The following is a 16,285-nucleotide window of genomic DNA, read 5'->3' as shown; positions in this document are numbered from 1 at the left end:
AAATCTGCCTTTCTGTAAATACTAACGTTTAATATATTACATCAGATTTCCGTGAATGTCCAGATTATTTTCCTGCCATATCCATGCGGTTTTCCATAAGATATTACACCTGTATACACACGTCCCTTCAAATTTCGCCCTATATCAGAACCTGGTATGCCGGTTCACATATTTTGCTTTATATTTGGAGTACACAATGGTCTGATCCTTATAAAGACCATAATATCCCGATGCTGCATAACTGATGGATACTGCGATCAGATAGAAAGATACCCCTTTAAATCCAAACATTTCAAAAGCGATCAGAATCGATGTGATCGGGCAGTTGGTTACACCACAGAAAACTGCTGCCATTCCGCAGGCTGCACAGATTGACGGAGAAATCCCCATAAGATTTCCCATCACACAGCCAAAGGTGGCTCCGATGCAGAAAGAAGGTACGATCTCTCCCCCACGAAATCCTGCGCGCATAGTCAGTGCAGTAAGCACCATTTTCCAGAAAAAAGCGAAAGTATCTGCCTGTCCGTCTTCCACCGCTCTCTCTATAAGCTCTGCACCTGCTCCCATATATTCATTTGTTCTAAGCATAAAGGTGACTGCAATGACCAGACATGCTCCAGCCACCACGCGAACATATTTATTTTTAAACCATTTGACATACAAGCCTGCAGCGCCATTCAATGCAATACAGAATACAATACTGACAACTGCGCATCCCAGCGCCACAACACCCATTTTCAGTCCGCTTTCTATTGTGAGCGCGGGAATATCCGTCACGTGAAAGCTCTCCGGTGTAATACCCATTCCTGCCGCAAATCCGGAGGCAACCAGCGATGCGATCATACACGGCATCAGCGCCGCATAGTACATCACCCCCACACTTACCACCTCCAGCGCAAAAACTGCCGCTGCCATCGGCGTTCCAAACAACGCTGAAAACGCCGCGCTCATGCCGCACATGACAATTACATGTCGGTCCTCCTCGTCCAGATGGATCCACCTTCCAAGCTGATTGGCAATACTTCCTCCAAGCTGGATCGCTGCCCCCTCACGTCCCGCAGAACCACCGGTAAGATGAGTCAGTGCCGTTGTGATAAAGATCAGTGGTGCAGAAAGGATCGGCACATCATCTCTGGAACGCACAGTAGAAAGAACCTGGTTGGTCCCTCCGTCCTCTTTTCCAAGCTTCTCATACAAAAATACAATAATAAGTCCGGATAACGGCAATAAAAGAAAAATCCATTCATGAGCCTTCCTGTAACCGGTTACTGCCTTCAGTGTAACAGAAAACAGTGTACTGGCTGCCCCTACGATACATCCTGTAACAACAGCAAGAACCAGCCACTTGATCAGATTTGACATATCCCGGCTGATTCTTGCACTGTAATAATATAAATGCTCCTTTAATCTTTTGTTATGATCTATCCCCATGTTCCTTCCCCTCTTTTCTTTGTTGTCTGCATTATACTACATTTTTTCGCTCAGTAAAAGAAGGAAGCGAAAGCACTGTCATTTTTTCTTCCGGGAAATATACCTATGTATCAGGATCGAAAATACACTGATCATCACAAGAAGCACCGCGGAAAGCCAGAATGCCGGTGATCCTGGATTCTTGATATTTGCTCCAAATATCGTGGCAAGGATAACTCCTGGAAGTGTTCCCAGCGTCCCACCTAGCATATATACTCCAAATGGGATCTTCACCGCACCCAGAAACAGGCTCACTGCATCCCCGGGCAAAAAATTCAGCGTTCTCATAAAATAAGAGATATACAGAGGATTTCCGTTCTGGTAATCCACCACTGTTTTCAGCTTCGGATATTTGAAAGTAAGATTCTCCACCATGGCAGAGCCGGAAAAACGTCCCATCCAGTAAGGAAGTGCCAGTGTAACTGCTCTTCCCAGAAAGTTCACCAGAAGTGCAGTTCCTGTAGGAAACAGATGTCCTACAGCCAGCTGCAGAGCTGCAATGGGGAATACAAAGGAGACACTTTTCACGGCATAAAACACAAGCATAAGTAATGCTGCCTTAACAGGTTCCTTCGGCGTATAGCGCAGGATCTTTTCCACAGACAGATCTTTCTTATAACAGATGCAGAAAAGAAGCAGCACAAGAATGAGCACCACCGGCAGATATTTTCTGATGTTATCAATCATTTTTTTCATGGTTTGATCACTCCGTTTTCAAAAAAAGAGCACTGGCACCTGTTTCCGGTACCGTGCTCTTTCATAAGTTCTGCTTTTTTAAGTTTCAGGATCAGCCGACTTTCTTCTCTGCCTTTCTCTCCTGGTCTTCCCTCCACATTTCCTCTGCTACCGGTTTCCAGTTTTCAGCATACCGGTCACATTTCGCACAGAGATGCTCTGCACTCTCCGGTGACTGAAGATCTGTGGAATGTGCTCCGGATTTTTCTACCATTTCTCTCAGCTTCTGCGGATTTTCAAGCATCGGACATGGGCGGTACATATTGTCATTAAACGGCTGTCCGTCATGATATGCCATCATCATCGGAGACTGCAGTGCTTCCAGAAGTGATTTCTCACGGATATTGGAATCAGAATAATGGATAAATACACATGGATCGATATCACCATTTGCATTGATATGGAGATAGCGGCGTCCACCTGCAATACATCCTCCCACAAACTCTGCATCATTCTGGAAATCCATGGCAAACAACGGCTTTGTTGCACGGTATTTACGGATGCGCTCATAGGTTTCTCTTCTCTGTTCAGGTGTGGGGAGCAACTCCGGTGCAAGCATCATTTCCAACCGGCATATAATGGAAATACCAGATAAAGTACGCTCCAAGATCGATCAGACTGTCGTAAAACGCCTCCGATGTGATGGACTCGAAATTTGCGCTTGTATAACATGCAGAGATACCAAAAACAAGCTTCTTCTCTCTGAGAAGATTGATGGCTTTGATAACCTTCTGGTATACACCATTTCCTCTTCTGCCATCTGTTGCAGTCTCAAATCCTTCCAGTGAAATTGCAGGAACAAAGTTTCCTACCCGAAGCATATCATTTGCAAAATCCTCATCGATCAATGTTGCATTTGTGAAGGAAAGGAAGATACAGTCATTATGTTTCTCGCAAAGACGGATCAGATCCTTTTTTCTTACGAGTGGCTCTCCGCCTGTGTAAATATACATATAAACGCCAAGCTCCTTACCCTGGCGGATGATGTCGTCAATCTCATCGTAGGTGAGGTTCAGCTTGTTTCCATACTCTGCTGCCCAGCATCCTGTACAGTGCAGATTACATGCACTTGTTGGATCAAGAAGAATCGCCCACGGGATATTACAGCCATATTTCTCACGGCATTCATCCTGTTTCTTCCAGCCAGCAAGATTCGCATTGATAAAGAAGTTTGCAGCCAGAGTTTTCATAACATGCGGATCAATGTCAGTTACCAATCTATGAATAAACGGATAATATGGATGTTCCGGATCAGAAATGGCTTCGCGGATCATTGCTCTCTGTGTAGGGAATCCACCACCGGAAAATTTATCTGCCCAATCCATGATCTTGATAAAATTTTTATCCGGATCTTTATAAACATAGTTGAATGCCTGTTCCAGTCCGAATTTCTTAAGTGTGTTCATTGCGCTCATACTGTCTCTCTCCTTATTTCTCTCAATGTAGATATGCAATCCAGCTAAACGGACATCTTCATTCCGTCACACTGCATTTCGAGTAACAAAGCTTTCTTATTGTCTTTGCCTGACTCATGGTGTTACTGTACGTTTTTTCCATTTGAATAACAATAGACAATATAATTGGTATGACCAAAATTTAGGCAAATCTATTAAAATGCCTAAATATTTTTGACATTTCATCTAAATAACATTTGTTATTTTTGTGCACACTTACTGATTTCATGATGTTTATCAAAAAAACACCCTGGCAAAGGCAGAAATATCTTCCGCGCTGCTTCGGGTGTTTTTAATTAATCTTATTTCTTTACTACGATATTGATGATCTTCTTCGGTACATAGATTTCTTTGATGATATTTCCGGAAATCTTATCTGCAACTGCTTTCTTTCCCTCTGCAATTGCATCCTCCTTGGAGATATCTGCCGGAATACTGATAACAGCCTTTGTCTTGCCGTTGATCTGAACCGGAACCTCGATCTCATCATCCTTCATAAGCTCCTCATCGTGAGCCGGCCACTGTGCATGGAAAATGGAATCCTCATGTCCAAGCTTCTCCCAGATCTCCTCAGCGATATGAGGAACAAACGGAGCAAGAAGAATGGTAGCTGTCTCGATAGTCTCTTTGTCAACAGCACCGTCGTTCTGCTTTGCGATAGCGATCAGTTTGTTTGTGTATTCCATAAATCCGGACACTACGGTATTCAGGCTGAAGGCCTCAAGTCTACTGGTGATATCGTATACCATCTTATGACGGGTCTTCTCCATCTCCTTGGTAGCCGGGATATCCTTCTCAATGCTGTCAAGAGCCAGTGTCCAGAAACGCTTCAGGAATCTGGATACACCATCGATTCCTCTGTCATCCCACTCTGCATCCAGTTCCGGCGGTCCTACGAACAGCTCATACATACGTAAGGAATCACATCCGTAATCATTTACAAGATCATCCGGTGAAATAACATTTCCTTTGGATTTACTCATCTTGATTCCGTTTTTACCTGTGATCATACCCTGGTTGAACAGCTTGACAAACGGCTCATCGAAGTCAATAGCTCCGATATCATACAGGAACTTAGTATAGAATCTGGAATACAGAAGGTGAAGAACAGCATGCTCTACACCACCGATATACATATCTACAGGCAGATATTTGTCAGCTTTTTCTTTGGAAACCAGTTCTTTATTATTCTTACTATCTACATAACGGAGGAAATACCAGGAAGATCCTGCCCACTGAGGCATAGTGTTTGTCTCACGTTTTGCAGGAGCACCACAGCATGGGCATGTGGTATTCACCCACTCGTCAATAGCTGCAAGAGGTGACTCTCCGGTTCCTGTAGGCTGATAGCTTTCTACCTCCGGAAGTCTTAACGGAAGCTGATCCTCCGGTACCGGTACAGCACCGCATTTCGGGCAGTGTACGATCGGGATCGGCTCGCCCCAGTAACGCTGACGGGAGAATACCCAGTCTCTCAGTTTGTAGTTGACAGTCTTACGTCCGATGCCAAGCTTCTCGATGATATGCGGTGCTTCCTTCTTAAGTACGGAAGACTCCATTCCATTCCACTCACCGGAGTTGATCATAGTTCCGGAAGCCTCTGTGTAAGCTTCTGTCATATTCTCAATTTCTTTACCATCTTTTGCGATAACCTGGATGATCGGAATATCAAATTTCTTTGCAAACTCAAAGTCACGGTCATCATGAGCAGGTACGCACATGATAGCACCTGTACCATAATCTGCCAGAACATAGTCGGAAAGCCAGATCGGAAGCTTCTCGCCGTTCAGCGGATTGATCGCATAAGTACCTGTGAATACACCTGTCTTCTCTTTATCCTGGAGACGGTCTACATTGGACTTCATGGAAGCATCAAAGATATATTTCTCTACAGCCTCTCTTGTCTCGTCTGTTGCAAGAGATTTCGCAAGAGCATGCTCCGGCGCAAGTACCATGAAAGTTGCTCCGTGAAGAGTATCCGGTCTTGTTGTATAGACAGTGATCTTCTCATCTCTTCCTTCAACCGGGAAATCGACCTCTGCGCCGTAGGATTTGCCGATCCAGTCTGTCTGCATCTTTTTAACCTTCTCCGGCCAGTCCAGTTTATCCAGATCACTTAAAAGTCTGTCTGCATATTTTGTGATGCGGAGCATCCACTGACGGAGGTTCTTTTTGGTAACTGCTGTACCACAGCGCTCGCAGCATCCGTTTACAACCTCCTCATTTGCAAGACCTGTCTTACAGGAAGGACACCAGTTGATCGGGAATTCCTTCTCATATGCAAGACCTTCTTTGAACATTTTCACAAAGATCCACTGTGTCCATTTATAAAATTCCGGATCTGTTGTATTAACCTCCATATCCCAGTCATAGATTGCTGCGATATCGTTGATCTGACGTTTGATGTTCTTAATATTTGCTGCTGTAGATACTGCCGGATGAACACCCATCTTGATGGCATAGTTCTCAGCCGGAAGACCAAAAGCATCCCATCCCATCGGGTGGATCAGGTAATAACCCTGGAGCATTTTATAACGGCTCCATACATCGGAGATCACATAGCCTCTCCAGTGTCCTACATGAAGACCGTTTCCGGACGGATACGGGAACATATCCAGACAATAATATTTCGGTTTCTTGCCGTCATTGACATTTACCGGTTTTTTCTCCCAGTTTGTGCGCCATTTCGCTTCGATGGCTCTATGGTTATAAGGTGCAGCCATTTTTTATTCCTCCTGACAAATTACTCAGTATTAATACTTTAATGCTTTCACACACTGCTTTTAATTTTAACTACTTATGCTGTATTTGTCAAACAGAAATCCAAAAACAGCCCTTTTCCGTCGAAATATGCGTAACCCGACGATCCTGACCTGTTTTATTGACGCTTCTTTTTTCACGTGGTATAATTTCCAGCATGTATTTTCCTATATTATACATATCATACATATTTTTCTTAGGAGGGAACGCATAAATGAAATCTTTTTATTCCTGGTACCGGAAGCATATTACCGGTGCGATCTTTACAGGACTGATCCTGGGTATCCTCACAGGACTTTTTCTGGCCGGACGGTTTGAACCGGTTCTTACTGTGACCAGTCTGATCGGAAATATCTACATGAATGCCCTGAACATGATGATCTTTCCCATGGTCTTCTGTTCCATTGTCATTGGAATCTGTTCCATCGGAAATGCACGTACTACCGGCAAGATCACTGCCGCATCCATGATCTATTTTCTCTGCACAACAGCACTTGCCAGCCTGTGCGGACTGATCATCCCAAGACTGATCCATCTCGGTGAGGGCGTAAAATTCGAGATGGCAACGGCAGATATTCAGGCTACAGAAATGAGTAGTATTCTCGATACCCTGAAAAACCTGATCCCATCCAACCCGATCGCCGCATTTGCCGACGGAAACATGCTCCAGGTTCTGGTATTTGCCCTGATCATCGGTTTCACACTGATCGCAGTTGGTGAAAAAGGAACTCCATTCCTGAATCTGATCGATTCCATCAATGAAGTATGCCTGAAGATCATCACAACTATCATGTACTTTACACCCATCGGTGTTTTCTGTACCATCGTACCGGTTGTGGAAGCCAACGGAACTGAGACGATCATTTCCCTTGCAACACAGCTTGTCATTCTGTATGTGGCATTCTTTGGCTTCGCTATTGTAGTGTATGGTCTCTCTGTAAAGCTGATCGGCAAACAGAGTCCGCTGAAATTCCTGAAAGCAATCCTGCCTGCAGCACTTAATGCCTTCGGAACCTGCTCAAGCTCCGCCACCATTCCATTAAGTAAACAGTGTATGGAAGAAGAGATGGGGGTATCCAACCAAATCACCAGCATCGCCATTCCTCTTGGTGCTACCGTTAACATGGATGCAGTATCTATCCTGATGTCCTTTATGATCATGTTCTTTGCAAATGCCTGCGGGATCCATGTAAGTATTTCACTTATGATCATTATCCTTCTTGCAAACGTACTGCTTTCCGTTGGTACTCCTGGTGTTCCAGGCGGTGCTATCGCATCCTTCGCAGCACTGGCAACTATGGCCGGACTTCCTGCCGGAGTTCTCGGTGTTTATATCAGTATCAATACCCTGTGTGATATGGGTGCCACCTGTGTCAATGTTATCGGTGATATGGCCTGCTGCTCTGTACTGAAAAACGTTATCAGGGTTGAGGAAGAAGTATAAAAACAGATCTGCCTGAAGTATTATTTATATATAATGCAGGATTGCTTTACATAAAATATATTATGTAAAGTAATAATAGTAAAAAAGCCGTAAGATATATGTTTAAGAAACTTTCACATATACTTACGGCTTTTTTTATCAGCTGTTCACATGCTGGCTTTATTTTTTCAGGACACGGTAATTATCTTCTCTGTCGTAATCCTTATGAACCCCATCGTCCTCATATAAGGTATACTCCGCGCCTTCATATCCGAGAAGCTGCATATTTTCTGTATCAAGAGCTGCCACACATTCCGCAGCTTCTGCAACAGGAATACATTTTCCCTTCCTGATAAACAGTGGGATCTCATTCAGCGCCACTTCCACATAATGTACACCTTTTTCCAGGATCTCCTCCGCAATAGTTCCGTCCGGAAGGAATTTCACAAACTTCATCTCCTCCGGAAGATATACATAACGACCTCTTGCATTCTGCTCATAAACCGGAGCAATCATGATCTCATTTCCAAGCAGCAGCTGATCCTCCACATGTACGGCAATCTTATCCTCCGGATAAACAAAGCCCATTGGCCGGAAATACATATCATCGTTCAGTGCAGCCTTCATATACTCACTGTAAAGATATGGAACAAGACGATATCTTACACCGATCACATGACGGAAATCTTCCACATTTTCAAACTGAAAGCATTCCTGCTCCCTGGTACCGATCGCTGTATGATCACGCATCAGCGGTGTAAATACTCCAAGTGCAAGGAAACGAAGCAGCAGCTCTCTTGTGGTATCTGCGCCAAATCCACCCAGATCTGCTCCTGCATACAGGAAACCACACATATTCAGAGATGGCATCATCTTCAGGTTCAGAAGGATATGAGCCCACCAGGATTTATTATCGCCGGTCCAGATTCCACCGTAACGATGCATACCAATATAGGATGATCTGGAAAACATCAGAAAACGTTTTTCCGGATCGATCCGTTCAAAAGCCTCTCCTGCTGCTCTGGTCATATTATAGCCAAACAGGTTATGGACTTTGTCATGGCGGATCTTTTTGCCATCTACATTATGATAAAATCTCCTATAATCTTCCGGATTATTTGCAGCATTGCGAAGCGCATCCTGCATCTTCCAGATATGGATCTTTCCCTCCGTATCTTTTGCAAATTCCCCGGCAAGCTCTTTAACCTCTTTCATTCCCTCTGTGGAATAGAAGATCGCCGGCTCGTTCATATCATTCCAGAAACCATCGATTCCTTTTTCGATCAGGAAACGGTATTTATCACCGAACCACTTTCTGGCATCTTTGTTCAGCACATCCGGAAAATGGGTATCTCCCGGCCATACAGCAGCCACAAAATCACTGCCGTCCTCTCTCTGGCAGAAGTAACGGTTTTTAACACCCTCCTCATAAACATCGTATCCCGGCTCTACCTTGACACCGGCATCAATGATAGGAATCAGACGGATATCCTGATCCTTCAGTTCCTTCACAAACTCCGGAAAATCCTGAAAATTCTCTTCGTTTAATGTAAAGTCCTTATAAGACTGCATATAATCGATATCCATATAGATCATATCAATAGGAATATGATTTTCACGATACCCGGCTGCAACCTTCCTGAAATCTTCTTTTGTAGTATAGCCCCATCTGCTCTGTCCAAAGCCAAAGGCAAATTTCGGCGGGATATAGCTTCTTCCGATCACATGACGGAACTGCTTTACAATATCATAGGGACTCTCACCCTCGATCACATAAAGCTTCAGGTCTGCATTTTCGCAGGTTACCTTCATGGTATCCATTCTGGTATAGCCAATGTCAAAGGTAATTGCTGCCGGATAGTCGAAGAACATTCCAAAGGTTTCTTTTCCTGACACAATGATAAGATTATGTGCACCATACAGGGAATGTTTATCTTCTGTATGTTCCGGATCATCGGTACAGTTACTGGTGTAAATGAATCCCCTCTTGTTGATGCCGCGGTTGGATTCCCCCAATCCGTAGACGATATCCTCTTCATCCATGATATATGTAAATGAAAACCCATTATCTGTACAGATTTCTCCATACCCTGGTATTCCTTCTGCTGTTTCAATATTTTCTGTCAGTGCCTCAGTCTCAAAAGGCTCTCCATATACATATTTTTTAATCATTTTTCATCCTCCTGATTTCTGTAAAGAACAAATGCCTCATAAGGTTTCAGGATCACTTTCTTTCCAAAATCCTTTCTTCCAAGATTTGTGATCAGACATTCTGCTTTTTTCTGAAATTCTTCCGGAATTTCCATTTCTGCCACATGTTCGCTGAAATTGCAGACTGTAAGAAGTTTCTCTCCTTCAAGTGTTCTGGTATATGCAAAAATCTGATCATGATCTCTGTAAAGTGCCTCAAAAGCACCGTAAACGATCACCGGTTTTTCTTTTCTTAAACGGATCAGCTTCTGATAATAGTGGAAAATGGAATTCGGATCTGAAAGCTGCTGTTTAGCATTGATCTCTTTATAATTGGAGTTTACCCTGATCCATGGCGTTCCCTCCGTAAAGCCGGCCTGATGGGAATCCTCCCACTGCATCGGTGTTCTGGCATTGTCACGTCCTCTCAGCATCAGGCACTTCATCATGTATTCCGGTGTATAAATACCGGCTTCTGTATATTCATGGAAATACTGAATGCTTTCGATATCCCGGTAATCCTTAAGCTCTGTAAAATAAGCGTTGGTCATTCCAAGCTCTTCTCCCTGATAAACATAAGGAGTTCCCTGCATCATATGAAGGCAGGTTGCCAGCATCTTGGCTGAAGTTTCCCTGTATGCAGGATTATCATTTCCAAATCTGGAAACACTTCTTGGCTGGTCATGATTTCCAAGAAACAGACTGTTCCATGCTTTTCCTGCAAGCTCTTCCTGCCATTTGATCATAACCTTTTTAAATTCCCGGAAATCGTATTTCTCGGTAGTCCATTTACCATGGTCTGATCCCTGGTCCTCTACATGCTCAAACTGGAACACCATGTTCAGCTCATTTCTATCCTCACCAGCATATTTCTGTGCCTCTTCGATAGTCACACCAGAGGTTTCTCCAACTGTCATCACATCATATCTGGATAAAACTTCTCTGTTCATTTCCTGGAGAAACTCATGGATCCTCGGGCCATGGACGCAGTAAGGACCGAAATCACCGTATAATCCTCCGTTCATTTCTCCATCCGGATATGACTGATCCTTGGAGATCATGCTGATCACGTCCATTCGGAAACCGTCGATTCCTTTTTCACACCAGAAATTCATCATATCGTAAACTTCCTGACGAACCTTTTCGTTTTCCCAGTTCAGATCCGGCTGCTTTCTGGAAAACAGGTGAAGATAATACATCTCTGTCTGAGGATCATACTCCCATGCAGGTCCTCCAAATACACTTCCCCAGTTATTTGGTTCTTTTCCATTGACCGGATTCCGCCAGATATAGTAATCCCTGTAAGGATTATCTTTGGATTTTCTGCTTTCAATAAACCAGTTGTGTTCATCGGAAGTATGGTTTACAACCAAATCCATGAGGATCTTAATGCCACGTTTATGTGCTTCCTCAAGAAGCTTTTCATAATCCTCCATGGTTCCATATTCGTTATAGATCCTGCGGTAATCGGAAATATCATAGCCATTGTCATCCTGCGGGGATTCCAGCATGGGTGAGATCCAGAGAACATTGACTCCCAACTCCTTCAGATAGTCCAGTTTTTCTATAATTCCGGGAATATCACCAATTCCATCTCCATTGCTGTCCTTAAAACTTCTCGGATAAATCTGATATACCACGCTTTCTTTCCACCAGTTTTTTTTCATGGTAAACGGCCTCCTTTTTTCTGTTTGATTCTGAAATCAGCATATCCTATCCGCCCTTTAAAATCAATAGGTTTCTCGTGAAACTTAAATTTCTGCCAAACTTTTCCGTTTTTTTTATGCAGTTTTAACAATAAGTCACTACTGTCCGGTGAAAGAATTCCCGCTCCATCCCGCTGATGCCCCAGGAAAAGTCGTCACAAAATAAAAAAAGAGATCCTGCTACTCTTTTACAGAATCTCTCTTTACAAGCCAGACAGGGCTTTTTACATTTTTTTCGACAGGTTCCTTTCCCTCTGCCATAAGAAGCAGCTTTCGTAAGGCAAGAACTGCTTTCTGATGAATATCCTGATGAATGGTGGTCAGCTTTGGCCTGACGATCTGCGCATAAAAATTATCATCAAAGCCGGTAATGGAAATCTGATCCGGAATCCTGATTCCTCTGTCTGTAAAATAATTGATAGCTTCCACAGCTGTGTAATCAGAAGAAAATGCCAGTGCCTTTGTCTCCAGAAAATGTGGCAGCAGCTCTTCATATTTTTTCAGTCTGCGCCGGGGTTCCTGGGGAACCACCACATAACGGGAACGACTGCAGAAGCCGCCATTTCTTTCCATTGCCTGTTTAAATCCAAGCCACCTGGCATAATCACTGTCCTCTTCTGTCTCCGCAATAAAAAGCGCCCGGTGGTATCCACAGGAATACAGATATTCCCCGATCTGATATCCTCCGGAATAATCATCTACTCCTACATTTTGAAAGCTATATTCGCCTTTCGGATAGGCATCGATCAATACCATCTTTTTATTCAGCTTTCTGGAAAGCTGGTGATACTGTTCTTCGTTATATCCTATAATGATGAGGCCTTCTACATTCCAGCGGGATGCCATATCTACCACATTATCGATCTTTTCCCCGCCAATGAGCATGATGTAGTAGCCTCTGTTCTCCGCTTCCACCTGCAGCGTTCCGGTGATCTCTCCCACAAATGAATCCTGCAGAGACTGCATGCCATGGATAAAAGAAAAACCGAGAACTACTCCTATGATCCTTGATCCATGTCCGGAAAGCATCACAGATCCCATGTGAGGAACATAATTCTGCTCCTTCAGGATCGCTGTGATCCGGTCAATGGTACTCTGCGAAACCCGTTTTGTATTTCCATTTATCACATTGGATACGGTTGTACGACTGACCCCTGCCATATCCGCGATATCCTGCAGCCTTATCATTTCATTGAATACTGCATCAGCTCATAATGAAGCTCACAGCCCTCATAGATCTCTGCAGGAAGCAGTGCTCTTGCAACGACCTTCAATTCTTCTTCCGTCTGATCCACGCGCTGAAGATGAGCGTAATCTCCGTCAATCTGTTTTACGATATAATCACATACCAGCATTATTTTATCCTCTCTCTTTCTTTTAATATATTCAGTTAAAAACAGGCTACAGCAAATGCTGCAGCCTGTCAACTCTATATCCTACCCTCATAAGATATTCTTGTATACCTTCTTATTCGTCAGCTCCCTCAACCTTGCTTGCACGTGCTGCGATCTCTTTCTCCTGAATATCATTCGGAGCCTGCTCATAACGTGCAAACTCATAGGAGAAATCTCCGCTTCCGCCTGTCATGGAACGGAGCACTGTGGAATATCCATAGATCTCAAGCAACGGAACATCTGCCTCGATAATGGTATTGCCTTCATGATCCGGATTCATTCCAAGAACACGGCCACGTCTCTTGTTGAGATCGCCCATAACATCACCTGTATATTTATCCGGAACAATCACCTTCATGGAGATGATCGGCTCAAGAAGTACAGGAGAAGCCTCCATGAAGCCCTTCTTGAATGCAAGGATTGTCGCCATCTTAAATGCCATCTCAGAAGAATCAACCGGATGATAAGATCCATCATAAAGAGTAGCCTTCACGCCAACTACAGGATATGCAGCAAGAGGTCCTTTCTGAACACATTCCTGAAGTCCCTTCTCAACTGCAGGGAAGTAGTTCTTCGGAACTGCACCGCCGACAACAACCTGCTCAAATACATAAGGAGTTTCCAGATCACCGGACGGCTCAAAACGCATCTTAACATGGCCGTACTGTCCATGTCCGCCGGACTGTTTCTTATGTTTGCCTTCTACATCCGAATTCTTACGAAGCGTTTCACGGAACGGAACCTTCGGTTTGGAAAGTTCAACATCTACTTTATAGCGTTCTTTCAGCTTGCTTACTACGATGTCAAGATGCTGGTCGCCCATACCGTAAATCAGGCTCTGGCGGTTGGCACTGTCATTGACAACCTTAAGAGTATTGTCCTCACTCATCATCTTGGCAAGTGACTGAGCGATCTTATCTTCATCGCCCTTCTTTACGGCCTTAAATCTCTTATATGTATATGGTGTGGAAAGAACTGCCTTCGGATAAAGGATCGGGTTCGCCTTAGTTGCAAGGCTGTCGCCTGTCTGCACGCTGCCAAGCTTGGCAATGGCACCGATATCACCTGCAAAAAGCTCCGGAACTTCGATCGGTTTGGAACCTTCCATAACATAAAGCTTATTTACACGCTCCTCTGTTCCCTTCTCTACATTAAGAAGTGTATCATCGGATTTCAGAACACCGGAGCATACCTTGATCAGAGAATATTTACCAAGGAACGGATCAGCGATGGTCTTAAATACATAAGCAGATTTCGCCCTGGCAAAATCATAGTTGGCTTCAAAGATCTCATTGGTCTTCTGTGCGATACCGTTACAGGAACGTCCGCTCGGGCTCGGGAAATATCCGCAGATATCATCAAGAAGGTTGGATACGCCACGAAGGTTCACAGGTGATCCCATACATACAGGAACAATACTTCCATCCTGTACATTCGTTGCAATAGCTGCGGAAACCTCAGCTACAGAGAATGTATCTCCCTCAAAATAACGATCCATAAATTCTTCGCTGGTCTCTGCAACAGACTCCATCAGAGTTTCATGGTATTTCTCCAGGTATTCGGTCAGGTAATCAGGAACCGGGCATTCTTCCTTGCCGGCCTTGTCAATGTATCTTCTTCCGGCCTGTTTCACAACATTGACATATCCTACGAACTTGCCGTCCTCACGGATCGGAAAATGAAGGGGAGCGATTCTCTTGCCATACAGCTCTGTCAGCTCTTCCACGACCTCACGATAGCTGACATCATCCACATCCATATCTGTAACAAAGATCATACGCGGAAGTTTATATTTCTCGCAGAGATTCCATGCCTTCTGTGTTCCTACCTGAACACCGGCCTTACCGGAAACAACGATGATCGCTGCATCTGCTGCACTAACTGCTTCCTCTACTTCTCCCACAAAATCGAAATATCCAGGTGTATCCAGCACATTTACTTTCATCTTATCCCATGGTACCGGAATCAAAGAAGTTGTGATGGAAAAATGTCTCTTTATTTCTTCCTTGTCATAATCGCTGACAGTATTGCCATCCTCAACACGTCCGAGTCTGCTGGTCATACCTGCCAGATAAGCCATTGCCTCAGCCAGTGTTGTCTTGCCTGCGCCACCATGACCTAATAGGACTACATTTCTGATTCGGTCTGTTCTGAAAACGTCCATATGTAATACCTCCCTGTTTGTCTTACTTAATATGTTCACATTTTACTAAATTTCCATGCAAATTTCAAGTATTTTATTCAATTTTGACAACTTTTTTTCAGAAAGTTTTTTGATATACCGTCAATTCGTTGGAATATGTGTATGAAACGTCTGATCAAAACTTACGGTTCACATATTTCTTCACAGCGTCAACTGAACGGTTCAGCACCAGCTCTTCCGGAAAATCCAGCTTTGTCAGCAATTCTCTGGCAAGATCAAATTCCCCGATCAGCAGGTCAAAATGGGCATCACTGTCCATGACAACAGGAACCTGATATTTTTTACAGTAATTCAGCATAACAGTGTCATTCTCCACTGCATTCTCGCGGGTGCAGTCCGGATCCATAGAATGATTGTTCAGCTCCAGGACTTTTCCGTATTCTCTCGCTCCCTGTACCAGTGCTTCATAATCAATCTCATATCTTCCGTCATCCGGATGGCCGATAATATTAATGTATGGATTCTTCATGGCATTAAGATAAGCTTCTGTATTCTCTGCCCTGCTGCCCGGATGGATACAGGGAACGTGAAGACTTGCGATCACCACATCCAGCTTTTCCAGTGTTTTCTGCTCCAGATCTACAGTTCCTGCCGCATCCAGAATGTTTACTTCTGAGCCCAGCAGAAGCTGGATGCCATACATTTCTCTTGGAACAACTTTAATGTTCTGGAAATAAAACTTATGACAGGTTCCGGGCATTTTCGGTGCGTGTTCCGTGATGCCAAGAAGCTCAAGTCCTTTATCCGAAGCAGCTTTCGCCATCTCCCGAAGCGTACAGTAAGCATGTCCGCTGGCAACTGTGTGGGTGTGCAGATCCATGACTGAATGGTATTTCATAACAAACTCTCCTCTGTTTTTAGTTTTTCTATATTATACGTCCGTGCTTCTGATATTAACAAGAAGTTTTCTGTAAAACACATTCTTTTTCAAAATTCCCTTTCATAAAGCT

General features: G+C 43.9%; 10 protein-coding genes and 1 pseudogene. 1 reads left to right on the top strand and 10 read right to left on the bottom strand.

Translation table 11 applies throughout. The features are described from left to right. Positions 1–144: 144 nt before the first annotated feature. The 4 genes and pseudogenes from AC04Q4_RS02545 to leuS all read right to left on the bottom strand — a co-directional run bounded on the left by AC04Q4_RS02545 (position 145) and on the right by leuS (position 6,382). The gene (locus tag AC04Q4_RS02545) at positions 145–1,431 is read right to left on the bottom strand and encodes a chloride channel protein (protein WP_173737026.1); all 1,287 of its coding nucleotides are present in this window, start codon (positions 1,429–1,431) and stop codon (positions 145–147) included. 78 nt (positions 1,432–1,509) lie between these two features. After that, complete coding sequence (locus AC04Q4_RS02540) at positions 1,510–2,166, bottom strand: TVP38/TMEM64 family protein (protein WP_195455201.1); 657 nt, start codon at positions 2,164–2,166, stop codon at positions 1,510–1,512. A 91-nt stretch (positions 2,167–2,257) separates the two neighbouring features. Then, positions 2,258–3,620 (bottom strand): annotated as a pseudogene (locus AC04Q4_RS02535) (radical SAM/SPASM domain-containing protein). Positions 3,621–3,961: 341 nt separating this feature from the next. Then, positions 3,962–6,382, bottom strand: a complete 2,421-nt coding sequence (leuS, locus tag AC04Q4_RS02530) for a leucine--tRNA ligase (protein ID WP_476388430.1) — start codon at positions 6,380–6,382, stop codon at positions 3,962–3,964. A gap of 251 nt (positions 6,383–6,633) precedes the next feature. On the opposite strand from leuS, the gene AC04Q4_RS02525 reads away from it, so the two are divergent. Continuing rightward, entirely contained in the window at positions 6,634–7,863 is a 1,230-nt protein-coding gene (locus AC04Q4_RS02525; protein WP_178773995.1) for a dicarboxylate/amino acid:cation symporter, read from the top strand. 159 nt (positions 7,864–8,022) lie between these two features. On the opposite strand, the gene AC04Q4_RS02520 is transcribed toward AC04Q4_RS02525, so the two are convergent. From AC04Q4_RS02520 to AC04Q4_RS02495, 6 genes are all read right to left on the bottom strand, one after another. Continuing rightward, entirely contained in the window at positions 8,023–10,014 is a 1,992-nt protein-coding gene (locus AC04Q4_RS02520; RefSeq protein WP_476388429.1) for a TIM-barrel domain-containing protein, read from the bottom strand. Next, positions 10,011–11,699: an alpha,alpha-phosphotrehalase gene (locus AC04Q4_RS02515; protein WP_476388428.1), complete on the bottom strand. Its 1,689-nt coding sequence runs from the start codon at positions 11,697–11,699 to the stop codon at positions 10,011–10,013. Before AC04Q4_RS02515 ends, AC04Q4_RS02520 begins: the two co-directional genes overlap by 4 nt. A 219-nt stretch (positions 11,700–11,918) precedes the next feature. Further along, positions 11,919–12,926 (bottom strand): substrate-binding domain-containing protein, encoded by a 1,008-nt coding sequence (locus AC04Q4_RS02510; RefSeq protein WP_476388427.1) that lies wholly within the window; start codon positions 12,924–12,926, stop codon positions 11,919–11,921. Continuing rightward, positions 12,923–13,093, bottom strand: a complete 171-nt coding sequence (locus AC04Q4_RS02505) for a chorismate--pyruvate lyase (RefSeq protein WP_119239745.1) — start codon at positions 13,091–13,093, stop codon at positions 12,923–12,925. The genes AC04Q4_RS02510 and AC04Q4_RS02505 overlap by 4 nt, the downstream gene beginning before the upstream one ends. A 112-nt stretch (positions 13,094–13,205) precedes the next feature. Next, positions 13,206–15,296, bottom strand: coding sequence for an elongation factor G (locus tag AC04Q4_RS02500; RefSeq protein ID WP_476388426.1), 2,091 nt, complete (start codon positions 15,294–15,296; stop codon positions 13,206–13,208). 154 nt (positions 15,297–15,450) lie between these two features. Next, positions 15,451–16,173, bottom strand: coding sequence for a phosphatase (locus AC04Q4_RS02495; protein ID WP_173737033.1), 723 nt, complete (start codon positions 16,171–16,173; stop codon positions 15,451–15,453). Positions 16,174–16,285 lie beyond the last annotated feature (112 nt).

Source organism: Blautia sp. HA8986, assembly GCF_056504635.1.
The sequence above is the reverse complement of the archived record's forward strand: the minus strand, read 5'-3'. Positions and strand labels throughout refer to the sequence as shown.

Bases quoted from the DNA above. Each gene is read 5' to 3' on its own strand.
- leuS (WP_476388430.1), bottom strand. From the start codon at position 6,382: ATGGCTGCACCTTATAACCATAGAGCCATCGAAGCGAAATGGCGCACA.
- AC04Q4_RS02500 (WP_476388426.1), bottom strand. From the start codon at position 15,296: ATGGACGTTTTCAGAACAGACCGAATCAGAAATGTAGTCCTATTAGGT.
- AC04Q4_RS02545 (WP_173737026.1), bottom strand. From the start codon at position 1,431: ATGGGGATAGATCATAACAAAAGATTAAAGGAGCATTTATATTATTAC.
- AC04Q4_RS02520 (WP_476388429.1), bottom strand. From the start codon at position 10,014: ATGATTAAAAAATATGTATATGGAGAGCCTTTTGAGACTGAGGCACTG.
- AC04Q4_RS02495 (WP_173737033.1), bottom strand. From the start codon at position 16,173: ATGAAATACCATTCAGTCATGGATCTGCACACCCACACAGTTGCCAGC.
- AC04Q4_RS02505 (WP_119239745.1), bottom strand. From the start codon at position 13,093: ATGCTGGTATGTGATTATATCGTAAAACAGATTGACGGAGATTACGCT.
- AC04Q4_RS02515 (WP_476388428.1), bottom strand. From the start codon at position 11,699: ATGAAAAAAAACTGGTGGAAAGAAAGCGTGGTATATCAGATTTATCCG.
- AC04Q4_RS02540 (WP_195455201.1), bottom strand. From the start codon at position 2,166: ATGAAAAAAATGATTGATAACATCAGAAAATATCTGCCGGTGGTGCTC.
- AC04Q4_RS02525 (WP_178773995.1), top strand. From the start codon at position 6,634: ATGAAATCTTTTTATTCCTGGTACCGGAAGCATATTACCGGTGCGATC.
- AC04Q4_RS02510 (WP_476388427.1), bottom strand. From the start codon at position 12,926: ATGATAAGGCTGCAGGATATCGCGGATATGGCAGGGGTCAGTCGTACA.